At 73.4% G+C, this 23917-nt stretch carries 22 protein-coding genes; 19 read left to right on the top strand and 3 right to left on the bottom strand.

All coding sequences use genetic code 11. The features are described from left to right. The first annotated feature begins 10 nt into the window (after positions 1–10). From AC1C2W_RS09920 to AC1C2W_RS09855, 14 genes are all read left to right on the top strand, one after another. Positions 11–562, top strand: a complete 552-nt coding sequence (locus tag AC1C2W_RS09920; RefSeq protein WP_495388697.1) for a NuoB/complex I 20 kDa subunit family protein — start codon at positions 11–13, stop codon at positions 560–562. Next, positions 559–1380, top strand: coding sequence for an NADH-quinone oxidoreductase subunit C (locus AC1C2W_RS09915; RefSeq protein WP_495412995.1), 822 nt, complete (start codon positions 559–561; stop codon positions 1378–1380). The genes AC1C2W_RS09920 and AC1C2W_RS09915 overlap by 4 nt, the downstream gene beginning before the upstream one ends. Further along, positions 1377–2723, top strand: coding sequence for an NADH-quinone oxidoreductase subunit D (locus tag AC1C2W_RS09910; RefSeq protein ID WP_495388695.1), 1347 nt, complete (start codon positions 1377–1379; stop codon positions 2721–2723). Before AC1C2W_RS09915 ends, AC1C2W_RS09910 begins: the two co-directional genes overlap by 4 nt. Then, positions 2720–3556 (top strand): NADH-quinone oxidoreductase subunit NuoE, encoded by an 837-nt coding sequence (nuoE, locus tag AC1C2W_RS09905; protein WP_495388694.1) that lies wholly within the window; start codon positions 2720–2722, stop codon positions 3554–3556. Before AC1C2W_RS09910 ends, nuoE begins: the two co-directional genes overlap by 4 nt. Further along, on the top strand, positions 3549–4898 hold the full coding sequence (gene nuoF, locus AC1C2W_RS09900; protein WP_495388693.1) for an NADH-quinone oxidoreductase subunit NuoF: 1350 nt from the start codon (positions 3549–3551) through the stop codon (positions 4896–4898). The genes nuoE and nuoF overlap by 8 nt, the downstream gene beginning before the upstream one ends. Beyond that, positions 4898–7600 carry an NADH-quinone oxidoreductase subunit G gene (locus AC1C2W_RS09895; protein ID WP_495412994.1) on the top strand — a complete coding sequence of 901 codons (2703 nt, stop codon included), beginning with the start codon at positions 4898–4900 and terminating at the stop codon, positions 7598–7600. Before nuoF ends, AC1C2W_RS09895 begins: the two co-directional genes overlap by 1 nt. Next, positions 7597–8958 carry an NADH-quinone oxidoreductase subunit NuoH gene (nuoH, locus tag AC1C2W_RS09890; RefSeq protein WP_495388691.1) on the top strand — a complete coding sequence of 454 codons (1362 nt, stop codon included), beginning with the start codon at positions 7597–7599 and terminating at the stop codon, positions 8956–8958. The genes AC1C2W_RS09895 and nuoH overlap by 4 nt, the downstream gene beginning before the upstream one ends. After that, positions 8955–9734, top strand: a complete 780-nt coding sequence (nuoI, locus tag AC1C2W_RS09885) for an NADH-quinone oxidoreductase subunit NuoI (protein ID WP_495412993.1) — start codon at positions 8955–8957, stop codon at positions 9732–9734. The genes nuoH and nuoI overlap by 4 nt, the downstream gene beginning before the upstream one ends. Continuing rightward, on the top strand, positions 9731–10627 hold the full coding sequence (locus AC1C2W_RS09880) for an NADH-quinone oxidoreductase subunit J (protein ID WP_495412992.1): 897 nt from the start codon (positions 9731–9733) through the stop codon (positions 10625–10627). Before nuoI ends, AC1C2W_RS09880 begins: the two co-directional genes overlap by 4 nt. After that, positions 10627–10926 (top strand): NADH-quinone oxidoreductase subunit NuoK, encoded by a 300-nt coding sequence (gene nuoK / locus AC1C2W_RS09875; RefSeq protein WP_495388688.1) that lies wholly within the window; start codon positions 10627–10629, stop codon positions 10924–10926. The genes AC1C2W_RS09880 and nuoK overlap by 1 nt, the downstream gene beginning before the upstream one ends. Positions 10927–10943: 17 nt before the next feature. Next, positions 10944–12872: an NADH-quinone oxidoreductase subunit L gene (gene nuoL / locus AC1C2W_RS09870; RefSeq protein WP_495413056.1), complete on the top strand. Its 1929-nt coding sequence runs from the start codon at positions 10944–10946 to the stop codon at positions 12870–12872. 19 nt (positions 12873–12891) lie between these two features. Then, positions 12892–14559 (top strand): NADH-quinone oxidoreductase subunit M, encoded by a 1668-nt coding sequence (locus AC1C2W_RS09865; protein ID WP_495412991.1) that lies wholly within the window; start codon positions 12892–12894, stop codon positions 14557–14559. Further along, on the top strand, positions 14556–16388 hold the full coding sequence (gene nuoN, locus AC1C2W_RS09860) for an NADH-quinone oxidoreductase subunit NuoN (protein ID WP_495388686.1): 1833 nt from the start codon (positions 14556–14558) through the stop codon (positions 16386–16388). Before AC1C2W_RS09865 ends, nuoN begins: the two co-directional genes overlap by 4 nt. A 144-nt stretch (positions 16389–16532) precedes the next feature. Continuing rightward, positions 16533–16967, top strand: a complete 435-nt coding sequence (locus AC1C2W_RS09855) for a DUF7144 family membrane protein (RefSeq protein WP_495388685.1) — start codon at positions 16533–16535, stop codon at positions 16965–16967. A 91-nt stretch (positions 16968–17058) separates the two neighbouring features. On the opposite strand, the gene AC1C2W_RS09850 is transcribed toward AC1C2W_RS09855, so the two are convergent. After that, positions 17059–17553, bottom strand: coding sequence for a hypothetical protein (locus AC1C2W_RS09850; protein WP_495412990.1), 495 nt, complete (start codon positions 17551–17553; stop codon positions 17059–17061). A gap of 37 nt (positions 17554–17590) precedes the next feature. Here AC1C2W_RS09850 and AC1C2W_RS09845 point away from each other — a divergent pair, with 37 nt between their 5' ends. Further along, complete coding sequence (locus AC1C2W_RS09845) at positions 17591–18217, top strand: TetR/AcrR family transcriptional regulator (protein WP_495412989.1); 627 nt, start codon at positions 17591–17593, stop codon at positions 18215–18217. A gap of 178 nt (positions 18218–18395) precedes the next feature. Next, positions 18396–19340, top strand: a complete 945-nt coding sequence (locus tag AC1C2W_RS09840; RefSeq protein WP_495389128.1) for a polyprenyl synthetase family protein — start codon at positions 18396–18398, stop codon at positions 19338–19340. Between the two features lie 32 nt (positions 19341–19372). On the opposite strand, the gene AC1C2W_RS09835 is transcribed toward AC1C2W_RS09840, so the two are convergent. Next, positions 19373–19951, bottom strand: coding sequence for a prepilin peptidase (locus AC1C2W_RS09835; protein ID WP_495412988.1), 579 nt, complete (start codon positions 19949–19951; stop codon positions 19373–19375). 69 nt (positions 19952–20020) lie between these two features. Continuing rightward, entirely contained in the window at positions 20021–20887 is an 867-nt protein-coding gene (locus AC1C2W_RS09830; RefSeq protein ID WP_495412987.1) for a UbiA family prenyltransferase, read from the bottom strand. 148 nt (positions 20888–21035) lie between these two features. On the opposite strand from AC1C2W_RS09830, the gene AC1C2W_RS09825 reads away from it, so the two are divergent. Genes AC1C2W_RS09825 through AC1C2W_RS09815 form a run of 3 tightly spaced genes read left to right on the top strand, consistent with a single transcriptional unit; the run spans position 21036 to position 23742 of the window. Further along, complete coding sequence (locus AC1C2W_RS09825) at positions 21036–22175, top strand: type III polyketide synthase (RefSeq protein WP_495388680.1); 1140 nt, start codon at positions 21036–21038, stop codon at positions 22173–22175. Beyond that, on the top strand, positions 22172–22720 hold the full coding sequence (locus AC1C2W_RS09820) for an isoprenylcysteine carboxyl methyltransferase family protein (RefSeq protein WP_495412986.1): 549 nt from the start codon (positions 22172–22174) through the stop codon (positions 22718–22720). Before AC1C2W_RS09825 ends, AC1C2W_RS09820 begins: the two co-directional genes overlap by 4 nt. Beyond that, positions 22717–23742: an NAD(P)/FAD-dependent oxidoreductase gene (locus AC1C2W_RS09815; RefSeq protein ID WP_495388678.1), complete on the top strand. Its 1026-nt coding sequence runs from the start codon at positions 22717–22719 to the stop codon at positions 23740–23742. The genes AC1C2W_RS09820 and AC1C2W_RS09815 overlap by 4 nt, the downstream gene beginning before the upstream one ends. Positions 23743–23917 lie beyond the last annotated feature (175 nt).

Genomic DNA, 23917 nt, shown 5'->3' with positions numbered 1-23917 from the left:
GGGAGGGAACATGGGCCTGGAGGAGGCGCCGTCAGGATTCCTGCTGACGACGATCGAGGACCTGGCGGGCTACCTGCGCAAGGCGTCGGTGTGGCCGGTGACGTTCGGCCTGGCGTGCTGCGCCATCGAGATGATGGCGGCCGGCGCGTCGCGGTTCGACCTGTCGCGGTTCGGCATGGAGGTGTTCCGCGCGTCGCCGCGGCAGGCGGACCTCATGATCGTCGCGGGCCGGGTGAGCCAGAAGATGGCGCCCGTCGTGCGACAGGTCTACGACCAGATGACCGAGCCCAAGTGGGTGCTGTCCATGGGCGTCTGCGCTTCCAGCGGCGGCATGTTCAACAACTACGCGATCGTGCAGGGCGTCGACCACATCCTGCCCGTCGACATCTACCTGCCGGGCTGCCCGCCGCGACCCGAGATGCTGATCAACGCGATCCTCGCGCTGCACCAGCAGATCCAGGACTCCCCGCTGGGGGTCAACCGCAAGGATGCGGCGGCCGCGGCCGAGGCGGCGGCGCTCGAGGCGACGCCGACCTTCGAGCTCAAGGGGCTGCTGCGATGAGCGACGAGAACGCCTCGTCGATCGAGCCTGTCGAGACCACGGGTTCGTCGGTCGAGCCTGTCGAGACCACGGGTTCGTCGGTCGAGCCTGTCGAGACCACGGGCAGGATTTCGACAAGCTCAACCGGCGGTGCCCCGGAGGTGATCGAGGTGCGCCGCGGCATGTTCGGCGTGGAGGGTTCGGGCGACACGTCCGGCTACGGCGGCCTGGTCCAGCCGGTGGCGCTGCCGGGCTCCGCGACCCGCCCGTACGGCGGTTGGTTCGACGAGGCCGTGGACGTGCTCGCCGAGGTGCTGGCGGAGGCGGGCATCGCGTTCGAGCACGCGATCGAGCGGGTCGTCGTGGACCCGCAGACCGACCCGCCCAGCGCCCGCGCCGAGCTCACGCTGCACGTGGCGCGCGAGCACCTCCTCGCCGTCTGCGAGGCGCTGCGCGACGACCAGGACCTGCGCTTCGAGCTCGGCCTCGGCGTCTCGGGGGTGCACTACCCGCACGACACGGGCCGCGAGCTGCACGCCGTCTACCACCTCACGTCCGTGACCCACGGCCGCCAGGTCCGGCTGGAGGTCGCGGTGCCCGACGCCGACCCGCACGTCCCGTCGACGACGTCCGTGTACCCCACGAACGACTGGCACGAGCGCGAGACGTGGGACTTCTTCGGGATCGTGTTCGACGACCACCCCGGCCTGGCGCGCATCGAGATGCCGGACGACTGGCCGGGGCACCCGCAGCGCAAGGACTACCCGCTCGGCGGCATCCCCGTGGAGTACAAGGGCGCCACGGTGCCGCCGCCGGACACGAGGAGGCAGTACTCGTGACAACCACAGGAGCGCCGCGCGCCACCCGCCCGCCCACCGACGACTTCGACCCCGGCATCCCGGGTTTCGAGGCGTCCGGCGGCGACTGGGACGAGATCGCCCGCGAGGCCATCGGCGAGGAGCGGATCGTCGTCAACATGGGCCCGCAGCACCCGTCCACGCACGGGGTGCTGCGACTCATGCTCGAGATCGACGGCGAGACGGTCACCGAGGCCCGGTGCGGCATCGGCTACCTGCACACCGGCATCGAGAAGAACATGGAGTTCCGCACCTGGACGCAGGGCACCACGTTCTGTACCCGCATGGACTACCTGGCGCCGCTGTTCCAGGAGACGGCCTTCTGCCTGGCGACGGAGAAGCTGCTGGGGGTCACGGACGACGTGCCCGAGCGGGCGTCGATCATCCGGGTGCTGATGATGGAGCTCAACCGGGTCGCCTCCCATCTGGTGTGCCTCGGCACGGGCGGCAACGAGATGGGCGCGACGACGGTGATGACGATCGGCTTCACGGCCCGCGAGGAGATCCTGCGGCTCTTCGAGGCCGTGACAGGGCTGCGCATGAACCACGCCTACGTGCGGCCCGGCGGCGTCGCGCAGGACACCCCCGACGGGTTCGAGGACCAGGTGCGCGCGGCGCTGCCGAAGGTGCGGCACTACCTCGGCCAGCTGGGCGACCTCATGCTCGCCAACCCGATCTTCAAGGCGCGGCTCACCGACGTCGGGGTGCTCAACCTCGCGGGGTGCATGGCCCTGGGCATCACCGGACCCGTGCTGCGCTCCACCGGCCTGCCGTACGACGTGCGCAAGGCCTTCCCCTACTCCGGTTACGAGACGTACGACTTCGACGTGCCGACGTCGACCGACGCGGACTGCTACTCCCGCGTCGTGCTGCGGCTCGAGGAGTGCTACCAGTCGCTGCGGATCGTGGAGCAGTGCCTGGTCCGGCTCGAGGACACCGCCGGCGCGCCCGTCATGGTGGCGGACAAGAAGATCGCGTGGCCCGCGCAGCTCGCCGTCGGCGCGGACGGGCAGGGCAACTCCCTGGACCACATCCGCCAGATCATGGGCACCTCGATGGAGGCCCTGATCCACCATTTCAAGCTCGTCACGGAGGGCTTCCGGGTGCCCGCCGGGCAGGTGTGGCAGACCGTGGAGCACCCGCGCGGCGAGCTCGGCGTGCACGCCGTGTCGGACGGTGGCACCAAGCCGTACCGGGCGCACTTCCGCGACCCGTCGTTCAACAACCTGCAGGCCGTGTCGATCATGTGCGAGGGCGGCCAGGTGGCCGACGTCGTCGTGGCCGTCGCGTCCCTCGACCCGGTGCTGGGAGGGGTCGACCGATGACGGCAGAACCCACGAGCGCGCGCTCCGCGACCCGCTACGCCCCCGAGACGCTCGCGGCGCTGAACGCCGACGCGGAGACGATCAAGGCGCGCTACCCGGACCCGCGCTCCGGCCTGCTGCCGATGCTCCACCTGGTGCAGTCGGTGGACGGGCACGTCAGCCGCGACGGCGTCCTGTTCTGCGCCGAGCAGCTCGAGCTCACGCCCGCCGAGGTGAGCGCCGTCGTGACCTTCTACACCCAGTACAAGCGCCACCCGAACGGCACCTACACCGTCGGGGTGTGCACCAACACGCTGTGCGCCGTCATGGGCGGCGACGCCATCTTCGACGAGCTGAGCGACCACCTCGGCGTCGGGCACGACGAGACCACCGAGGACGGCGCGATCACCCTCGAGCGCGTCGAGTGCAACGCGGCCTGCGACTACGCGCCCGTCGTGATGGTCAACTGGGAGTTCTTCGACAACCAGACCCCCGACACGGCGACGGCGCTCGCGGACCGGCTGCGGCTGGGGGAGGACGTGGCGCCCACGCGCGGCGCGGCCTCCGTGTGCTCGTTCAAGCAGATGAGCCGCGTGCTCGCGGGGTTCACCGACGGCCGCGCCGACGAGGGCGTGGGGGCGGGGGAGCCGTCGCTGGCTGGTCTTCGGCTCGCGCGTGCTGCGGCAGCCGTCGATGGAGAGGGCCCGCCGGTCGAGCCTGTCGAGACCACTCAGGCGGCTTCGACAAGCTCGACCAACGAGGTGCCGCCCGAGACCGGTGGGAACCAGTCGTCGGCCGAGCGGAAGCCCACGACCGAGGACGACGTGGACCCGAAGGGTGGCAGCGATGACTGACCTGATGCCCGTGCTCACGGACACGTGGGACGCCGACCGGTCGTGGACGCTCGCGGCGTACGAGGCTGCCGGCGGGTACGCGGGGCTGCGCAAGGCCCTGGCGACGGAGCCCGGCGATCTCGTGCAGACCGTCAAGGCTTCCGGACTGCGGGGCCGTGGCGGCGCGGGCTTCCCCACCGGGATGAAGTGGGGCTTCCTGCCCCCGCCGGACGGCGGGCCGCGCTATCTCGTGGTGAACGCGGACGAGTCGGAGCCGGGCACCTGCAAGGACATCCCGCTGATGATGGCGAGCCCGCAGCACCTGGTCGAGGGCATCGCGATCACGAGCTACGCCATCGGCTGCCACCACGCGTTCGTGTACGTGCGCGGCGAGGTGCTGCACGTGTACCGCCGCATGCTGGCCGCCGTCCAGGAGGCCTACGACGCCGGCTACCTGGGCCCGGACGTGCTGGGCACGGGCTACGACCTCGAGGTCACGGTGCACGCCGGCGCGGGCGCGTACATCTGCGGCGAGGAGACGGCGCTGCTCGACTCCCTGGAGGGCAAGCGCGGGCAGCCGCGGCTCAAGCCACCGTTCCCCGCCGTCGCGGGCCTGTACGCCCGGCCGACGGTGGTGAACAATGTCGAGTCGATCGCGTCGGTCCCGGGCATCGTGGCCCGCGGTGCGGACTGGTTCGCGGGCATGGGCACCGAGAAGTCGCAGGGCCACGGCCTGTTCTCCCTGTCCGGGCACGTGACCCGGCCGGGGCAGTACGAGGCGCCGCTCGGCATCACGCTGCGCGAGCTGCTCGACCTCGCGGGCGGGATGCGGGCGGGGCACGAGCTGAAGTTCTGGACGCCGGGCGGGTCCTCCACCCCGCTGTTCACGGCCGACCATCTGGACACCCCGCTCGACTACGAGTCGGTCGGGGCTGCCGGGTCGATGCTCGGCACGCGCGCCCTGCAGCTCTTCGACGACAGCACGTGCGTGGTGCGCGCCGTGAGCCGATGGACCGACTTCTACGCGCACGAGTCCTGCGGCAAGTGCACGCCCTGCCGCGAGGGCACCTACTGGCTCAAGCAGGTGCTGCACCGCATCGAGGAGGGCCGCGGCGAGGAGCGGGACATCGACCTGCTGCTCGACCTGTGCGACAACATCCTCGGCCGCGCGTTCTGCGCCCTCGGCGACGGGGCCACGTCGCCCGTCACCTCGAGCGTCCAGCTGTTCCGCGACGAGTACCAGGCGCACATCGACGGCCACGGTTGCCCGTACGACCCGCGCGCCAGCGCCCTGTTCGACTACACCCCGAAGAATCACCGGACCCCGGCCCTGGCGGGCCCGGCCGGTGTGGGAGGTCACTGATGACCGCGACCACGGACAAGCCGACCGCGGGCGGCGGCGAGGTGGCGAAGCCGATCGAGACCGTGACGATCACGATCGACGAGATCGAGGTGACCGTGCCCAAGGGCACGCTGATCATCCGCGCGGCCGAGCAGGTGGGCATCCAGATCCCGCGGTTCTGCGACCACCCGCTGCTGGAGCCCGCCGGCGCGTGCCGCCAGTGCCTCGTCGAGGTGGCCATGCCCGACCGCGAGGGCAACGTGCGGCCCATGCCGAAGCCGCAGGCCTCGTGCACGATGACGGTCACGCCCGGCATGGTCGTCAAGACCCAGCGCACCTCCGCCGTCGCGGACAAGGCACAGCAGGGGATCATGGAGCTGCTGCTCATGAACCACCCGCTGGACTGCCCGGTGTGCGACAAGGGCGGCGAGTGCCCGCTGCAGAACCAGGCCATGTCGAACGGCCGGGCCGAGACCCGGTTCGAGGACGTCAAGCGCACCTTCCCCAAGCCCATCGCCATCTCCACCGAGATCCTGCTGGACCGGGAGCGCTGCGTGCTGTGCCAGCGCTGCACCCGCTTCAGCGAGGAGATCGCCGGGGACGCGTTCATCGCGCTCCAGGAGCGCGGCGCGGACCAGCAGATCGGCCGCTTCGACGAGACGGTGCTCGACTTCGCCCCCCCGCCGTCGTCCGCCTCGGCCGAGGCCACGCACGGGGCCGCGACGAGCGCGACCACCGGGCAGCCGTTCGCGTCGTACTACTCCGGCAACACGGTGCAGATCTGCCCGGTGGGCGCGCTCACGGGCGCGGCCTACCGCTTCCGGTCCCGGCCCTTCGACCTCGTCTCGACGCCGGGGATCGCGGAGCACGACTCGTGCGGCTCCGCGATCCGCGTCGACCACCGGCGCGGCGTGGTGCTGCGCCGGCTGTCGGGCGAGGACCCGGCGGTCAACGAGGAGTGGGTCACCGACAAGGACCGCTTCGCCTTCACGTGGCAGTCGGCCCCGGACCGGCTCACCACCCCGCTGGTGCGGGACCGGGAGCTGGGCGAGGACGGCGAGGTGCTCTCGCGCGGCGAGCTGCGCCCCGCGTCGTGGGTCGAGGCGTTCGAGCTGGCGGCCGAGGGCCTGGCCGCGGCCCGCGCGGCCGGCGGCGTGGGAGTGCTGCCCGGCGGCCGGCTGACGGTCGAGGACGCTTTCGCGTGGTCGCGCTTCGCGCGCACGGTGCTCGGCACGGACGACGTCGACCAGCGCGCCCGCGTGGGCTCGGCGGAGGAGATGGCGTTCCTCGGGCACACGGTGGCCGGGTCGGGCGTCGGCGTGACGTTCGCCGACCTGGAGGCCGCCCCGTCGGTGCTGCTGGCGGGCCTCGAGGCCGAGGAAGAAGCCGGCGTCACGTTCCTGCGGCTGCGCAAGGGCGTGCGGAGCCACGGGACGAAGGTCTGGTCCGTCGCCCCGTTCGCCAGCCGGGGGCTCTCCCGGCTGGACGGCACCCTGCTGCCCGCGGCCCCCGGCACGGAGGCCGAGTGGCTCGGCATCCTCGCCACCCGCGCCGGCGGCGGGCTCGTGCCCGCGGACACCGACGCGGCGACCCTCGACGGCGTGGCCGACGGGCTCGCGGAGCCCGGAGCGGTGATCCTCGTGGGCGAGCGGCTCGCGTCGTCGCCGGGCGCGTACGCCGCGGCGCTGCGGCTCGCCGAGACCACCGGCGCCCGCCTCGCGTGGATCCCGCGCCGCGCGGGGGAGCGCGGCGGGGTGGAGGCCGGCCTGCTGCCGGGCCTGCTGCCCGGCGGCCGCCCCTTGTCCGACCTGGGCGCGCGCGCCCAGGTGGCCGCCGCCTGGGGGGTCGCCTCCGACACGCTGCCGAAGGCACCCGGCCGCGACGCCGCGGAGATCCTCGACGCCCTGTCCGTCGGACAGCTCGGCGGCGCGTTGATCGGCGGCGTGGAGCTGGCCGACCTGCCCGACCCGGCGCACGCCCGGCGCGCGCTCGCCGCCGCGGGGTTCGTCGTCTCGCTGGAGGTGCGCAGGACCGAGGCGACCGAGCTGGCCGACGTCGTGCTCCCCGTCGCCCCGCCCGCGGAGCGAGCCGGTTCGTACTGGAACTGGGAGGGCCGCGTGCGGTCGTTCGGTGCGGCGCTGGAGACGGCCGCGCTGCCCGACCATCGCGTGCTCGACGCCCTCGCGGCGCAGGCCGGCGTCTCCCTCGGCGCCGCGACGCCGCTCGCGGCGCACCGGGCGATCGCGGCCCTGCCCGCGTGGCGGGGCCCGCGGGGCCCCGAGCCCGAGGGCGGGCCGGTCGAGCCGCCGGAGGTGCCGGCCGGCTCCGCCGTCCTGGCGAGCTGGCACCTGCTGCTCGACGACGGCGCGCTGCAGGACGGCGAGCAGTTCCTCGCCGGCACGGCCAAGCGGCCGGTCGCGCGGATGTCGGCCGCCACGGCCGCCGCCGTCGACGTGTACGACGGCGACCGGGTCACCGTCGCCACCGACCGCGGCGCGGTCACGGTGCCCGTCGCGATCACGGAGATGGTCGACCACGTGGTGTGGCTGCCGCTCGCCTCGCGCGGCTGCCGCGTACACGACGCGCTCGGCGCCGCCCCCGGCGACCTGGTGCGCATCGGACCGGTGGTTGAGCTCGTCGAGACCACGGGCGAGGTTTCGACCCTTCGACAGGCTCAGGACGGCGCAGGCTCGACCGGCGACGACGACGGAGGAGCCGCATGATCCCGGGAGTTCCCGCCGACTTCAGCAACGACTGGCTGTGGGTCTCGCTGATCAAGGCCGTGCTCATCGTCGTCTTCCTGCTGACGAGCGTGCTCTTCGCCATCTGGTTCGAGCGCAAGGTCGTGGCGCGCATGCAGGTGCGCCCCGGCCCCAACTGGCACGGCCCGTTCGGCCTGCTCCAGTCGCTCGCCGACGCGATGAAGCTGCTGCTCAAGGAGGACGTCAACGTCACCCGCGCCGACAGGGTGATCTACCTGCTGGCGCCGATGATCTCGGTGTTCTGCGCGCTGCTGGTCTTCGCCGTCATCCCGTTCGGCCCCGAGGTGACGATCCCGTTCACCGACTTCACGACGCCCGCCCAGCTCACCGACTTCCCCGTCGCGGTGCTGTACGTGCTGGCCTGCGCGTCGATGGGCGTGTACGGCATCGTGCTGGGCGGCTGGTCCTCCGGCTCCACGTACCCGCTGCTCGGCGCGGTGCGGTCCACCGCCCAGGTGATCTCGTACGAGCTGGCGATGGGGCTGTCGCTGGTGAGCGTGTTCATCATGGCCGGCTCGATGTCGACGTCGCAGATCGTCGCGTCGCAGGCGGGCGTCTGGTGGTTCCTGCCGCTGCTGCCCGCGTTCGTGGTCTACGTCATCTCGATGATCGGCGAGACCAACCGACTGCCGTTCGACCTGCCGGAGGCCGAGGGCGAGCTGGTCTCCGGGTACATGACCGAGTACAGCTCGATGAAGTTCGCCTGGTTCTTCCTGGCGGAGTACATCAACATGCTCAACGTCTCGGCCGTGGCCACCACGCTGTTCCTCGGCGGGTGGCGGGCGCCGTGGCCGCTGTCCGCGATCAACGACGGCATGTTCAACGCGGGCTGGTGGCCGCTGCTGTGGTTCCTGGTCAAGCTCTGGCTGGTCATGTTCGTGTTCGTCTGGGTGCGCGGCACGCTGCTGCGGCTGCGGTACGACCAGTTCATGTCCTTCGGCTGGAAGGTGCTGATCCCGGTCGCGCTCGGCTGGGTCGTGGTGCTCAGCGTGTTCCAGTACCTCGGGCTCGCGGGCGTTACCCGTACCCAGCTCATCACCGGGGTCGTCGTGGTCGCCGTGCTCGTCATCGGCCTGCTGTGGCTGTGGCCCGAGCGACGTGCTGTGGGCGCGAGACCGGGGGCCGCGGGCGGGGCGAGAGCCCCCGATCTCGCGCCCACAGCGGCTCGGGACGGGGAGTTCGACGCCTTCGCTGCCGGCTACCCCGTGCCGCCGCTGCCCGGCCAGTCGCTGCCGCCGTCGCCCCGCGCACGCCGGCACGTCCCGCAGGCCGCCGCCGCCCCCGACGCCGCCGTCGACCGATCCGAGGAGACGCGATGACCGACAAGCCGTACGAACCGCTGGGCCCGAGCAAGGGCCCGCTCGGCGAGCTGTTCGCGCCCGTCGCCGGGTTCGGCGTGACGTTCTCCTCCATGTTCCGGCCCACGGTGACGGAGCAGTACCCGCGCACCAAGACGCCGCCGCAGCGCCGGTACCACGGCCGCCACCAGCTCAACCGGTACGCGGACGGACTGGAGAAGTGCATCGGCTGCGAGCTGTGCGCGTGGGCGTGCCCGGCCGACGCGATCTACGTGGAGGGCGCGGACAACGCCGAGCTGCCCGACGGCGAGCACATGTCGCCCGGGGAGCGGTACGGCCGCGTCTACCAGATCAACTACCTGCGCTGCATCTTCTGCGGGCTGTGCATCGAGGCGTGCCCCACCCGCGCGCTGACGATGACGAACGACTACGAGCTGGCCGGCCCCGACCGCGCCGGGATGATCTACGAGAAGCAGGACCTGCTCGCCCCGCTCGCCGAGGGCATGCTCGCCGCGCCGCACCCGATGGCCGAGGGCACCACCGACACCGAGTACTACCGCGGCGAGGTCACGGCGCCCACCGCGGAGCAGGTGGCGTGGGTGCGCGAGCACCGGCCCGACGACCCGACGCTCGCCGCCGCCGGGCAGGTGGTGGAGGGCGACGCGCCGGCGCCCACCCAGCGTCGGCACCAGCTGCGGGGCAGCGCTACCAAGGCCGCCGTCGCGACGCGGCAGGCGGCCGAGGGCGGGCACGTCGCGACGCTCCCGACCCCCGACCCGACGGGGGGACGGTCGTGACCGCATCGGGCGGCGAGGCAGCGCTGTTCTGGGTCCTGGCGCCGCTGATCGTGCTGGCTTCCCTCGGGCTGCTGTTCGCCCGCCGGGCCGTGCACGCCGCGATCTGCGTGATGTTCGTGATGGTGGGGCTCGCCATCTTCTACGTGGCCCAGGAGGCGCCGTTCCTCGGCGTCGTGCAGGTGGTCGTGTACACGGGTGCGGTGATGATGCTCTTCCTGTTCGTGCTGATGCTCGTGGGGGTGGACGCCGCGGACTCGCTCACCGAGTCCATCAGGGGTCAGCGCTGGATCGGACTGCTGCTCGGCATCGGACTGGGCGTGGTGCTGCTCGGCGTGATCTCGCAGGCGGCGTTCCCACCCGCGGTCGGGCTCGAGGGGGCCAACGCCGTCACCAACCCGGTGGCGCTGGCCCGCGTGCTGCTGGGCGACTACGTGCTCGCGATGGAGGCGGTCGGCGTGCTGCTGGTCACCGCGGCGCTGGCCGGGCTGGTCCTGACGCACCGCCGCCGCCTCAGCGTGCGGCCCACCCAGCGCGTGCTCGCCGCCGCGCGGGTCGCCGCCATCGGGCAGGGGAGCATCCTCACGCCCCTGCCGGCCCCCGGCGTCTACGCGCAGAACAACGCGATGGACACCCCGGCGCTCGGCCCCGACGGGTCGCCCCTGCCGCATTCCGTGCCGCGGGTGCTGCGCATCCGTGGGCAGGAGCGGTCGGCCACGTCTGTGCTCGCCGAGGAGGAGACGCTGATCGAGGCCGGCTCCTCGCTGGCCGGGCCTGTCGGGACCACCTCGTCGTCGGTCGAGCCTGTGGGGACCACCTCGTCGTCGGTCGAGCCTGTCGAGACCACCTCGCGGGTTTCGACAAGCTCAACCAGCGAAGAAGGGGAGGCGCGCTGATGGAGATCACCAACTACCTGGGGCTGGCCGCGATCCTGTTCGCGATCGGGGCCACGGCGGTGCTGCTGCGCCGCAACGCGATCGTCGTGTTCATGGGCGTGGAGCTCATGCTGAACGCCACCAACCTCGCGTTCGTGACCTTCGCCCGCATCCACGGCGACGTCACCGGCCAGGTGCTCGCCTTCTTCGTCATGGTGGTCGCGGCCGCCGAGGTGGTCGTGGGGCTGGCAATCATCATCACGATCTTCCGCTCCCGCCGGTCGGCCTCGGTCGACGACGTCAACCTGTTGCAGAGCTGAGAGGCGACGACGCGATGATGCAGACTCTCTCCCTCGCCCCCTGGCTGGTCGCGACCCCGATGATCGGCGCGGCCGTGCTGCTGCTCGCCGGCCGGCGCAGCGACCGGTGGGGGCACTGGCTGGGCGTGCTCGCCAGCGCCGCGACGTTCGTCCTCGGGTTGGTGATCCTGCTCGACATGCTCGGCACCCCCGCCGACGACCGGGTCGGGGTGCACACCGTGGGCACGTGGATCGACTCGGGGCCGCTGCACGTGGACCTCGGGTTCCAGGTGGACCCGCTGTCGATGACGTTCGTGATGCTCGTGACGTTCGTCGGCACGCTCATCCACGTGTACTCCGTGGCGTACATGGAACACGACGTGGACCGGCGCCGGTTCTTCGGCTACCTCAACCTGTTCGTGGCGGCGATGCTGCTGCTGGTGCTCGCGAACTCCTACCTGCTGCTCTTCGTCGGCTGGGAGGGCGTGGGCCTGGCGTCGTTCCTGCTCATCGGCTTCTGGGACGGCCGGCGCGAGAACGCGGTGGCGGGCAAGAAGGCGTTCATCATGAACCGCGTGGGCGACATGGGGCTCATCGTCGCGATGATGCTCCTGCTCGCGACGTTCGGCTCGGTCGACTTCGCCGCCGTGCTGCCCGCGGCGGGCGAGGGCGCGACGGCCGCGGGCGAGGGCATGATGACCGCCGTCGGCCTGATGCTGCTGCTCGCGGCGTGCGGCAAGTCGGCGCAGCTCCCGCTGCAGGCGTGGCTCGGGGACGCGATGGCCGGCCCGACGCCGGTCTCCGCGCTCATCCACGCGGCCACCATGGTGACCGCCGGTGTCTACCTGCTGGTGCGCTCCGGCCCGCTGCTCGAGGCCGCGCCGGACGCGCAGCTCGTCGTCGCGATCGTCGGCGCGCTGACCCTGCTGTTCGGGGCCGTCGTCGGTACCGCGAAGGACGACATCAAGAAGGCGCTCGCGGCGTCGACCATGTCCCAGATCGGCTACATGATGCTCGCCGCGGGCCTCGGCCCGGTCGGGTACGCGTTCGCGATCTTCCACCTGCTCACCCACGGCTTCTTCAAGGCGGGCCTGTTCCTCGGGGCCGGGTCGGTGATGCACGCGATGGACGACGACGTGAACATGCGGCGCTTCGGCGGCCTGGCCCGGATGCTGCCGGTCACGGCGATCACGATGGGCCTGGGCTGGCTCGCCATCCTGGGCGTCCCACCGTTCTCCGGCTTCTGGTCCAAGGACAAGATCATCGAGGCGGCGTTCGTCGGCGAGGGCTGGCGACCGTGGGTGTTCGGCCTGACCGCGCTGCTCGGCGCGGGGATCACCGCGTACTACATGTCGCGGCTGTTCTTCATGACGTTCCTGGGCCGGCGTCGGTGGCGCCCGGACGACGCGGCCGGCGACGACGACGCGCCGGTGCGGCACCCGCACGAGGCCCCGCGGCTCATGACCTGGCCGATGATCGTGCTGGCCGTGGGCTCCGTGGCCCTCGGCGGGCTGCTGGCCGCGGGCGACCGTTTCGTCACCTGGCTGGAGCCGGTCACGGGGCATGCCGAGCACCACGAGCCGGTGCTGCCGGTGTGGCTGCTGGTCACGCTCACGCTGCTGCTCGTCCTCCTCGGCGTGTTCCTCGCGTTCCGGCAGTACGTCGTGGCCGCGGTGCCCGTCGAGCCGCCGCGCGCGACCGCCCTCGTGCGCGCGGCCCGGGCGGACCTGCACCAGGACGACCTGAACGAGGCGGTGGTCATGCGGCCCGGGCAGTACCTGACCCGGTCGCTCGTGTACACGGACCGGGCGGTGGTCGACGGCGGCTGGTTGGGCCTGGCGGGCGGCATCGGCCGGGTCGGCACGGCGCTGCGCCGGCTGCAGAACGGCTACGTGCGCACGTACGCGGCGATGATGCTGGGCGGACTCGGCGTGGTCGCGCTGGTCGTCTGGCTCCTGGCGATCTGAGGACTGGAAAGGGATGACGATGTCCACAGGGTTCCCCTGGCTCACGGTCCTCATCGTGTGGCCACTGGTGGCCGCGGCGGCGACGGCGCTCACCGGGGTCGGCCGCGGCCGGCCCGCCGCCGGCCCGATCACGGGCGGGCGGTTCGGCGCGGGCGCGGCGCGCACGGTCGCGCTGGTCGGCGCGCTGGTCGAGGTCGTGCTGCTGGTCGGCGCGTTCGCCGCCTTCGACACGGGTGCGGCGGGCACCCACCAGCTCGCCGAGACGCACGACTGGATCCCGGCGCTCGGCGCCAGCTACGCCCTCGGCGTCGACGGCGTGGGCCTGCTGCTGGTGGCGCTCTCGGTGGGCCTCGTGCCCCTGGTGATCCTCGCGGCCTGGCGCGAGCAGGGCGGCGACCACGTGCGGCTGCGGCGCTACCTCGCCTGCGTCCTCGTGCTCCAGGCGTTCATGGTGGCCGTCTTCGCGGCCCGCGACGTGTTCCTGTTCTACGTGCTGTTCGAGGCCATGCTGATCCCGGCGTACTTCCTCATCGGCGGGTTCGGCCAGGGGCCGCAGCGCCGGTACGCGGCGGTGAAGTTCCTGCTCTTCTCGCTCGCGGGCGGGCTGATCATGCTCGTGGGTGTCATCGCGCTCTACCTGCAGGTGCCGGTCGCCGACCGGGGCCCGCAGACCTTCCTCACCGAGAACCTCACCGGCATCGCGCTCGACCCGACGGCCGAGAAGCTGATGTTCTGCGCCTTCTTCCTGGCGTTCGCGATCAAGGCGCCGATGTTCCCCGTGCACACCTGGCTGCCGGACGTCGCGCAGAACGCCACACCCGGCACGTCGACCCTGCTCATCTGCGTGCTGGACAAGGTGGGCACCTTCGGGATGCTCACCCTGTGCCTGCCGCTGTTCCCGGAGGCCAGCCGGTGGGCGGCGCCGGTCGTGATCGTGCTGGCGGTGGTCTCGATCCTCTACGGCGCGATCCTCGCGATCGGCCAGCGCGACGTGCTGCGCCTGATCGGCTACACGTCGGTGTCGCACTTCGGCTTCATCATCCTGGGCATCTTCACCTTCACCTCGCTCGGCACCGCGGGCTCCGGCCTGATGATGCTCAACCACGGCATCTCCACGGGGGCGCTGTTCCTGATCGCCGGGTTCGCGATCGCGCGGCACCCGAGGCAGAGCCAGCTGATCGGCGACTACGGCGGGCTGCGCCGGGTCGCGCCGATCCTGGGCGGCACCTTCCTCGTCGCGGGCCTGTCCGCGGCGTCCCTGCCCGGCCTGGCGACCTTCGTCTCCGAGATCATGGTGTTCCTCGGCTCGTACGCGCGGTGGCCCGCGGCGGTGCTCGTGGCCGTGCCCGCGGTCGTCCTGGCCGCCGTGTACGTGCTGCTCACCTACCAGCGCATGTTCACCGGCGCCACCACACCGGACCTCGCGGACGCCCGCGACCTCGACGGCCGCGAGAAGACCGTCGCCGGCGTGCTCGTCGGCGCGCTGCTGGTCCTCGGCCTCGTGCCCGGCCCGGTGCTCGACTACGTGCGCGCGCCAGGGGAGAACGCCGTCGAGCTCGTCGGCGAGACCGACCCGCCGCCGGTGGTTGGGCCCGTCGAAACCCGGGCGATGGTCTCGACCCTTCGACAGGCTCAGGACGACGCACGCTCGACCGACGGAAGCATCACCGAGGGGAGCCTGCTGTGACCGAGTTCGTCGCCCCGCCCATCGACTGGGCGGCCGTCTCTCCGGTGCTGATCGTGCTGGCCGCGGGCGTGCTGGGGGTGCTGCTCGAGGCCTTCGTGCCCGCCCGGGCGCGCCGCGCCACGCAGATCACGCTCACCTTCGCGGCGCTGGCGGGCTCCCTCGTCGCGGTGGGGCTGCTGTGGGACCGCGTGCAGGACGGCGCGGTGTCCGTGGTCGGCGGCTCGTACCTGCTGACGCCGTTCGGGCTCGGCGTGCAGGCCGTGGTCGCGATCTGCGCGCTGCTGGGCGTGCTGGTCGTCGCGGAGCGCACCACCACCGGGCAGGACGCGTTCGCCCCGTCCGCCGCCGCGGTGCCAGGCACCGCCTATGAGGACGAGACCCGCCGGGCCGGGCTGGAGCAGACCGAGGTCTACCCGCTGCTGCTCTTCGCCACCGGCGGCATGCTCCTGTTCCCCGCCACGGACGACCTCATCGTCATGTTCGTGGCGCTCGAGGTGCTGTCGCTGCCGCTGTACGTGCTCTGCGCGACGGCGCGACGCCGGCGGCTGCTCAGCCAGGAAGCGGCGTTCAAGTACTTCGTGCTGGGCGCCTTCGCGTCGGCCCTGTTCGTCTTCGGCATCGCGCTGGTCTACGGGTTCGCGGGCACGGTGCGGCTGGAGGGCGTGGTCGCGGTGCTGGCCGACCCGTCGGTCTCGCCGCTGGGCAGCATGCCGTCGCTGGTCGTGGTCGGGCTGCTGCTGGTGCTGAGCGGACTGCTGTTCAAGGTCGGCGCCGCGCCGTTCCACGCCTGGACCCCCGACGTGTACCAGGGCGCGCCCACGCCCGTCACGGGCTTCATGGCGGCCTGCACCAAGGCGGCCGCGATCGGTGCGCTGGTCCGCGTGGTGTTCACGCTGGCGAACGGGCTGAACCCCGAGATCCGGCACGACGTCGAGGTCGCGCTGTGGGCCGTCGCGATCCTCACGATGCTGATCGGCACCGTCGCCGGTGCCGTGCAGACCGACATCAAGCGCATGCTCGCCTACTCCTCGATCGCGCACGCCGGGTTCCTGGTGGTCGGGCTCGTCGGGATGGACGAGGTCGGCTCGCAGGCCGTGCTGTTCTACCTGCTCGCGTACGGCCTGGCCACGGTCGGCGCGTTCGCGGTGGTCACCCTGGTGCGCGAGCGCACGGTCTCGCCGGTCGAGCCTGTCGAGACCCGGGCCTCGACCCATCGACAGGCTCAGGACGGCGCAGGCTCGACCGGCGAGGTGCCCGACGACGGCGTCGTGCTCGGCGAGGCCACCCGGCTGGCGCAGTGGGCCGGGCTGGGGCGGCGCGCCCCGTGGCTCACCGCCGCCTTCTCGCTGTTCCTGCTGTCCATGGCGGGCATCCCGCTCACGGCCGGGTTCGTCGCCAAGTTCGGGGTCTTCTCCGCCGCGGTCGAGGCGGGGGCGTGGCCGCTCGCGCTGCTCGGCGTGCTCGCCTCCGCGGTGGCGGTCTTCTTCTACGTGCGCGTCATCGTGCTCATGGTGCTCACGCCGCCTGCCGACGCCGCGGAGGAGACCGCGCCGTCGGGCCCCGCGTCGTCCGGCTCCGCGTCCGGTTCCGCGTCCGGCTCGGCGGAGGCAGGTGCTGACCCGACGTCCGCGGCGGCCGGCTCCGGCACGGCCACGCTCACCGGTGCCGCGACGCGGACGCTCGTGTCCCGCACGGTCGTGACGGTGGTCGGGTCTCGGGGCCCGGCAGCGTTCGCGATCGCCGTGTGCGCGGTGGGTGTGCTGCTGCTCGGGATCCTCCCCGCGGGGGCGCTGGACCTCGCCGGTCAGGCGGTGCAGTTCCGCCCGTGAGGGCGGGTCCTCACGGTGACGGCTTCACGCGATCAGGGTGATTCGGCGCGGGGCGCGCGGCGGTATTGATGGAGACCGGCGCGTCCGCACCCGTCGCCCGGACCGGGCGGTCGGCCCTCGCGCGCCGTGACGGAAGGATCGGACATGACTCAGCAACCCGCAGCGAGCCCCCGGGCCGACGTCCCGGTGGAGTCGCGCAGCTCCTGGGCGACCGGCTTCATCGTGTTCGCCGCCGTGATGATGATCCTGGCCGGAGGGTTCCAGATCATCGCCGGGCTCGTCGCCCTCTTCCAGGACGACCTCTACCTCGAGACGCCCAACTACGTGCTGCAGTTCGACACCACCACGTGGGGGTGGATCCACCTCGTCCTCGGCGTGCTCGTCCTGCTCGCGGGCTTCGCCGTCCTCACCGGCAAGATGTGGGGTCGCGCCGTCGGTGTGGTCCTGGCCGCCCTCAGCGCCCTGGCGAACTTCGTCTTCATCCCGTACTACCCGCTGTGGTCCATGGTGGTCATCGCCCTGGACGTGTTCGTCATCTGGGCACTCACCGCGCACGGACGCGACGTCGTCGTCAGGTGACGACGAGCTGTCATCGCGCTCACGGTCCTGGTCAGCGTCGACCTCCAGGGTTCACTGCCGGACCGCTGGCGAACAGGTTCCCCGCCTCAGCTCACCACGAGGGGTTGCGTGCCACGAGCGTGCCGACGACGTCGGCGCCGCGCCGGTGCGCGCGCCACAGGGTGACGGCGGACTCGCCGAGGAGGCTCAGCCCGATGCTGAGCGTGATCGGCCGCGCCTCCTCGTGCATGCCCGCGGCCGCCCCGAGGAGGCCGAGCCCGGCGCTCGCGGTGAGCGAGACCACCCACACGACGAGCGTGCGCCAGGTGTAACGCTGCACGAGGGCGTGGGGCGGCCCGGTGAGGCGGGTCGTCGTGGCGCGCACGGCTCCCGACGCGACACCGACCACCCCGGTGATCGTGAGCCACAGGACGTCGACGGACGCCAGCTCGATCTCGACGAGGGTGCGACCGCCCAGGAACAGGAGGATCGCGGGGGCGACGACGGCGTCCTTGGGGTCGAGCGGCTCGCCGCGGAACCTGCGCACGACGACCACCACCACGGCCACGACGACGATCACGGGCCACCAGTTTTCTAGCATGCTCATGCTAAATAAAGTAGCAGGCTTGTGCTAGAAAGGCAGGATGCCGAAGATCGTCGACGCCGACCGCCGCCGCTCCGACGTCGTCGACGCCCTGTTCCGCGTGGTGCGGCGGTCCGGGCTGGACGGCGCGTCGCTGCGGAACGTCGCCGACGAGGCGGGCCTCGCGGTGGGCTCGGTGCGGCACTACTTCGACACCCACGACGCGCTGGTCGCGTTCGCGCTCGACGCGATGGTCGACCGCGTCTCGCAGCGGCTGCTCGCGCGGGTGGGCGCGTTCCTGCCGGCCCTGGAGCGGGGGGAGCTGGACGGGTCCGCCGCGCGGGGGGCCGTCGTCGATGTCCTCGCGGAGCTCCTGCCGCTCGACGACGCACGGCGCGACGAGGCCGCCGTGTGGCTGGCGTTCTCCGACGCCGCGCGTACCCGGCCGCCGCTGCGCGACAGGTCGGCGGCCGCGGCGGCGGGCACGTCAGAGCTCGTGCGGCGCGTCCTCGAGGGGGCAGGCGCTCGCGGTGCGCTGCGCGCCGACCTCGACGTCGAGCTGGAGGAGCACCGGCTGTCCGCTCTGCTCGACGGGCTGACGATGCGCGGCGTCCTGCACCCGGAGCTCCTCACCCCCGCGACGGCGCGGCGAGTGCTGGTGCACCACCTCGACGAGCTGCGGGCGTGAGCGACCTGACGCGTCCGGAGCCGCTCTCGGTTCAGTGTTCGGTGCCCCGGCCGGATAGGTTCGGACAGTGACCCGCGCACCCTCGCCGACCTTCAGGTCGGTGCCCACGCAGCCTTCGCCGCCGTCGACGGCGATCCCGCTGTCCGACCCCGCGCTCGCCGAGCGGCTCGCGGAGCGGATGGTGCACGTCGACGCCGCGCTCGACGACGCCGTGACCTCGGCAGATGCCCTGGCCGACGACGCCTCGCGGCATCTGGTCGCCGCCGGGGGCAAGCGGTTCCGGCCGCTGATGACGCTGCTCGCGGGCGAGCTGGGCGACGGGACGCGGGCGGAGCTGATCGACGCCGCCGTCGTCGTGGAGCTCACGCAGGTCGCGTCGCTGTACCACGACGACGTGATGGATTCGGCGCCCGTGCGCCGCGGTGCGCCCGCCGCCCACATCGTGTGGGGCAACTCCGTCGCGATCCTCGTGGGCGACGTGCTGTTCGCGCGGGCGTCGGCGCTCGTGGCCGGGCTGGGCACGGAGGCCGTGGTGCTGCAGTCGCGCACGTTCGAGCGCATGTGCCTGGGCCAGCTGCACGAGACGCTCGGCCCGCGGGACGGCGACGACCCCGTGGAGCACTACCTCCAGGTGCTCAGCGACAAGACCGCCTCCCTGCTCGCGACGTCGACGCGCCTCGGGGCGATGCTCGCCGGCTGCGACGCGGCCGTGGTCGAGGCCGTGGCCGCGTACGGCGAGAAGGTGGGCGTCGCGTTCCAGCTCGCCGACGACGTGCTCGACATCGCCTCCACCGGGACCGAGTCCGGCAAGACGACCGGCACCGACCTGCGGGAGCACGTGCCGACGATGCCGGTGCTGCTGCTGCGCCAGCGGCTCGCCCGCGGGGAGGGCACCGCTCAGGACGCCGCGCTCGTCGACCGGCTCGACGGCGACCTCACGGGCGACGACGCGCTCGCCGCCGTCGTCGCCGACCTGCGCGCGCACGACGTGCTCGCCGAGACCCGCGCCCTCGCCGTCCGCTGGGCGCAGGAGGCCGCCGCCGAGCTCGCGCCGCTGCCCGAAGGCCCCGTGAAGCAGGCGTTCGGCGACTTCGCCGGCCTGCTGGCCGACCGGACGGTATAGGGAGACCGTCGGGCGTCGTCAGCCGGGCAGGATCAGCCGGGCAGGAGCCGGGCGACGGTGAGGGCGATCGCGGCACCCGCGAGCATGTAGGGGCCGAACGCGAGCGCGGTGGTGCGCGACGCGCGCCGGGCGACGAGCAGGACCACGGCGACGAGGCCACCGAGCAGGAACGGCAGCAGCGCGGTCGCCCAGAGCACCGGCCAGCCGTACCAGGCGGTGACCAGGCCGAGCAGGACGGCGAGCTTCACGTCGCCGCGACCGAGCCCGGACGGGCTGACCAGGTGCAGCAGCAGGTAGGCGCCGCCGAGGACGAGCGCGCCGAGCAGCGCGCGGCCCGCGGTGCCCCACGACCTCTGGGCCAGGGCGGCGACCGCCAGCAGGACGGCGACCACGGCGGTGGTCGGGTACGTGAGGGCGTTCGGCAGGCGATGGGTGCGGGCGTCGACCACGAACAGGGCGGCCGCCGCGACCGCGGCGACGACGAGGGCCGGAGTGGACCAGCCGGGCCCGCTCGCCCAGACGGCCCAGACGGCCGCGGCGGAGCCGCCCCAGGCGACGGAGCGGCGGTACGGCGCGACCTCGCCGCGGGCGCGCTGGAGGATCGTGGGCACGTCCCGGATGCTATGCGCAGGCGTGCCGGCCCGCGGGCCGTGGTCCACAGCCGCAGCTCGCCGGCGGGCTCAGCGCGGGACGGCCACGGCGTCGGCCGCCAGCACGAGCTGCACGACGCACACCGCCGCGACCGCCATGCTCAGCGCGAACGGAGCGCGGCTGCGTGGCCGCGCCAGGCCCACGCCGCCGGCGGCGACGGCCAGCGCGACGGCACCCGCCGTCAGCCCTGCCATCAGCCCCGCGGACGCCGGCGCGGACGGGCCGGACGGGCCGGACGGGCCGAGGAGGATCACCACGCTCCCGGCCCCCAGCACCACGGGAGCCAGCACGCTCGACGCCCGGCGGCCCAGGCGGTGGGGCAGGCCGCGGATGCCGGTGGCACGGTCGTCCTCGAGGTCGGGCAGCACGTTGGCGACGTGCGCGCCGACGCCGAGCAGCGCGGCCGCGGCGACGGTCCAGCCCGCGACGACCCGCCCGTCGTCGGCCGCCGCGACGACGAACGCCGGCAGCAGGCCGAACGAGACCGCATAGGGCAGCCACGACACGGGCGTCGCCTTGAGCCAGGCGTTGTACGACCAGGCGCTCGCGACGGCGGCGAGGTGCAGCAGGCCCGGCACGACCCCGGTCGCGAGGGACAGCACGACGCACACGCCGAGCGCGCCGAGGGCGGCCGTCCGCAGCATCCTGGGCGTGATGGCGCCGGTCACGGTCGGCTTGTCCGCGCGCCCCACGCGCCGGTCGCGCGCGGCGTCCAACCAGTCGTTGCTCCACCCCACGGAGAGCTGCCCGGCCGCGACCGCCGCTGTGACGAGCACGGCTCGGCCCGCCGGGAGCCCGACGCCGACGGCGAACACCAGCGCCAGCACCGTGACGACCGCCGCGGGGGCGGCGTGCGTCGCGACCAGCATCCCGCGCACCCGTGCGTCGTCGCCCATGCCAGGCAACCTACGCCGACACAGCGAGTGCCGAACAGGCGGTTGCTGTCGAAATGACCCCGCATTCACCCCGCAATACGGCGTCAACCGCCTGTTCGGCAGGGTGGCGCCCGCGCGGGGGAGCTCCCGCGGTGCCACGATGCGAAGCATGTCGCGCGTCCTCGCCGTCGCACCCGTCCTGCCAGGCCCGGCGCTTCCGCAAGGGCGGATCGCCGACGTCATCGCGCCCCTGCTCGCGGCCGGCCCGCGGCGCGAGCTGACGCGCAGGCTGCACGCGGCCTCCGGGGTGCGCACGCGGCACCTCGCGCTCCCGCTCGACGACTACGCCCACCTCGCGGGGTTCGCGGACGCCAACGCGCACTTCGCGACCCAGGGAACGGAGCTCGCCGAGCGTGCCTGCCGGGCGGCGCTCGCCGCGGCGGAGGTGGTGCCCGAGGACGTCGACCTCCTCTTCTTCACGTCCGTGACGGGCATCGGGGCGCCGTCGATCGACGCGGTGCTGGTGGGTCGCCTCGGCCTGCGGGCCGACGTGCGTCGGGTCCCGTCGTTCGGGCTCGGCTGCGCGGGCGGGGCCGCCGGTCTGGGGCACCTGCACGAGCACCTCGTCGGGCACCCGGACGGCGTCGCGCTGCTCGTCTCGGTCGAGCTGTGTTCGCTCACGTTCCAGCGGGACGACGACTCGACGGCGAACCTGGTCTCCTCCGGCCTGTTCGGCGACGGGGCGAGCGCCGTGGTCGTCGCCGGGGACGACGTCGCGCCCCCGGTGGGCCGGTCCGCGCCGCAGGTGGTGGGCACGCGCAGCCACCTGTACCCGGGCACGGCGCGGCACCTGGGGTGGGATGTGCGGGACACGGGGTTCGGCATCGTCCTGTCGCCCGAGCTGCCGCGGCTGCTGCGCGCCCACCTCGCCGGTGACGTCAAGGACCTGCTCGCGAGCCACGGGCTCGAGCCGGACGACGTCGGCACGTGGGTGGTGCACGCCGGGGGCCCGAAGATCGTCGACGCCGTCCGCGACGCGCTGGGCCTGCCCGAGGACGCCGTCGCCCGCTCCCGCGCGACCCTCGCCGCCGAGGGCAACCTGTCGTCGTCGTCGGTGCTCCACGTGCTCGCCGCGACGCTCGACGACGGCGCGCCGCCTCCCGGCGGGTGGGCGGTGCTCATGGCCTTCGGGCCGGGCGTCGCCGTCGAGCTGGTGCTGCTGCGGGGCACGCATAGGGGCATGCAAGGCGGCGTGCATGGCGGCATGCACGGGGGCACGCACGGGGGCATGGACGGGGGCGCGGCATGAGCGTGGCGCTCTACGTGGCCCTTGTGCTCGCGACGGGCCTGGAGCGGGTGGCCGAGCTGGTGGTCTCGACGCGCCACGCCCGCTGGTCGTTCGCGCGCGGTGGCGTCGAGTCGGGGCGCGGGCACTTCCCGGCGATGGTCGCGCTGCACACGGGGTTGCTCGTGGCGTGCGTGGTGGAGGTGGTCGCGGCGGACCGGCCGTTCCTGCCGTGGCTCGGATGGCCGATGCTCGCGCTCGTGCTCGCGAGCCAGGCGCTGCGCTGGTGGTGCATCGCCACGCTGGGCGAGCAGTGGAACACGCGCGTCATCGTGGTGCCGGGCCTGTCGCTGGTGCGCCGCGGGCCCTACCGGTGGATCCGGCACCCCAACTACGTGGCCGTCGTCGTGGAGGGCATCGCGCTGCCGCTGGTGCACACGGCCTGGATCACCGCGCTCGCGTTCACGGCGTTGAACGCGTGGCTGCTGCTCGGCTTCCGCATCCCCGCGGAGGAGCGCGCGCTCCGGCTCGCCGACGGCGCCCCCGCGGACCCGTTGCGACGCCCGTGACGCCCGACGCCGACGTCCTCGTGGTGGGCGGCGGGCCGGTGGGGCTGGCCGCGGCGATCGAGGCGCGGCGCGCGGGCCTCGACGTCGTCGTCCTGGAGCCGCGCGGCGCGCCGATCGACAAGGCCTGCGGCGAGGGCCTCCTGCCCGGCGCGCTGGCGGCGGTGCGCCGCCTCGGCGTCGACCCGCCGGGGCACCCGCTGGCCGGGATCTCGTACCGCCAGGGCGACGTCGTGGCGGACCACCGGTTCGCCCGCGGGCCCGGCCGGGGCGTGCGCCGCACCACGCTGCACGCCGGCCTGCACGACGCCGCGCTGGCGGCCGGGGCGGTCCTGCTGCCTCGCCGCGCGTCGGCGGTCGAGCAGGACGACGAGCAGGTGGTCGCCGGCGGCGTGCGCGCGAGATGGCTCCTGGCCTGCGACGGCCTGCACTCCCGGGTGCGCAGGGAGCTCGGGCTGGAGCGGGGAAGCCGCGACCGACGAACGCGCCGGTTCGGGCTCCGCCGACACTACCGGGTCGCCCCCTGGACCGACCTGGTCGAGGTGCACTGGGGCCCCCGCGTCGAGGCCTACGTGACCCCGGTGGCGGACGACCTCGTCGGCGTGGCGCTGCTGGGCCCGGCCGGCGCGGACTTCGACGCCGAGCTCGCGACGCTGCCCCGCCTGGCCGAGCGGCTCGCGGGGGCCGCGGCGGACGGCCCGGTGCGCGGGGCCGGGCCGCTGCGGGTGCGCTCCGCGGCCCGCACGGCCGGCCGGGTGCGGCTGGTGGGCGACGCGTCCGGCTACGTCGACGCCCTGACGGGCGAGGGGCTGCGGGTGGGGCTCGCGCAGGCGCGCGCCGCCGTCGAGCACCTGGACGACGCGGCCGCGTACGAGCGGGCGTGGGCGCGCGCGACGCGGGACTACCGGGTGCTGACGACCGGGCTCGTCGCGGCCGCGGCGTCCCCGCTGCGACGGCGGGTGGTCCCGGCCGCCGGCCGCGCTCCGCGCCTGTACGGGGCGGTCGTGGAGCGCCTCGCCCGCTGACGGAGGGGGCAGTCACCGTGCCGACGGGATGCCGACGGGTACCTCTCCCCATGACCCGAGGGGAGAAACCCTTGCCTCGGGCGGGTGTCGTCTCGGTATCCTGTCCGGGCGACCGACGGGGGCCGACGCAGCCCCGTGAGCAGCAGCGCTGCATGTCTCGTCGGTCGAACGAATC

It is taken from the genome of Isoptericola sp. Y581 (assembly GCF_059445475.1).
This window is presented reverse-complemented; position numbering and strand designations above follow the sequence as displayed.

What these genes read in the sequence shown, in the direction of transcription:
- nuoL (WP_495413056.1), top strand. Translation starts at nt 10,944, where the DNA reads ATGCAGACTCTCTCCCTCGCCCCCTGGCTGGTCGCGACCCCGATGATC.
- nuoE (WP_495388694.1), top strand. Translation starts at nt 2,720, where the DNA reads ATGACGGCAGAACCCACGAGCGCGCGCTCCGCGACCCGCTACGCCCCC.
- nuoH (WP_495388691.1), top strand. Translation starts at nt 7,597, where the DNA reads ATGATCCCGGGAGTTCCCGCCGACTTCAGCAACGACTGGCTGTGGGTC.
- AC1C2W_RS09850 (WP_495412990.1), bottom strand. Translation starts at nt 17,553, where the DNA reads ATGAGCATGCTAGAAAACTGGTGGCCCGTGATCGTCGTCGTGGCCGTG.
- AC1C2W_RS09845 (WP_495412989.1), top strand. Translation starts at nt 17,591, where the DNA reads ATGCCGAAGATCGTCGACGCCGACCGCCGCCGCTCCGACGTCGTCGAC.
- AC1C2W_RS09840 (WP_495389128.1), top strand. Translation starts at nt 18,396, where the DNA reads ATGGTGCACGTCGACGCCGCGCTCGACGACGCCGTGACCTCGGCAGAT.
- AC1C2W_RS09895 (WP_495412994.1), top strand. Translation starts at nt 4,898, where the DNA reads ATGACCGCGACCACGGACAAGCCGACCGCGGGCGGCGGCGAGGTGGCG.
- AC1C2W_RS09830 (WP_495412987.1), bottom strand. Translation starts at nt 20,887, where the DNA reads ATGGGCGACGACGCACGGGTGCGCGGGATGCTGGTCGCGACGCACGCC.
- AC1C2W_RS09855 (WP_495388685.1), top strand. Translation starts at nt 16,533, where the DNA reads ATGACTCAGCAACCCGCAGCGAGCCCCCGGGCCGACGTCCCGGTGGAG.
- nuoF (WP_495388693.1), top strand. Translation starts at nt 3,549, where the DNA reads ATGACTGACCTGATGCCCGTGCTCACGGACACGTGGGACGCCGACCGG.
- AC1C2W_RS09915 (WP_495412995.1), top strand. Translation starts at nt 559, where the DNA reads ATGAGCGACGAGAACGCCTCGTCGATCGAGCCTGTCGAGACCACGGGT.
- AC1C2W_RS09825 (WP_495388680.1), top strand. Translation starts at nt 21,036, where the DNA reads ATGTCGCGCGTCCTCGCCGTCGCACCCGTCCTGCCAGGCCCGGCGCTT.
- nuoK (WP_495388688.1), top strand. Translation starts at nt 10,627, where the DNA reads ATGGAGATCACCAACTACCTGGGGCTGGCCGCGATCCTGTTCGCGATC.
- AC1C2W_RS09920 (WP_495388697.1), top strand. Translation starts at nt 11, where the DNA reads ATGGGCCTGGAGGAGGCGCCGTCAGGATTCCTGCTGACGACGATCGAG.
- AC1C2W_RS09820 (WP_495412986.1), top strand. Translation starts at nt 22,172, where the DNA reads ATGAGCGTGGCGCTCTACGTGGCCCTTGTGCTCGCGACGGGCCTGGAG.
- nuoI (WP_495412993.1), top strand. Translation starts at nt 8,955, where the DNA reads ATGACCGACAAGCCGTACGAACCGCTGGGCCCGAGCAAGGGCCCGCTC.
- AC1C2W_RS09865 (WP_495412991.1), top strand. Translation starts at nt 12,892, where the DNA reads ATGTCCACAGGGTTCCCCTGGCTCACGGTCCTCATCGTGTGGCCACTG.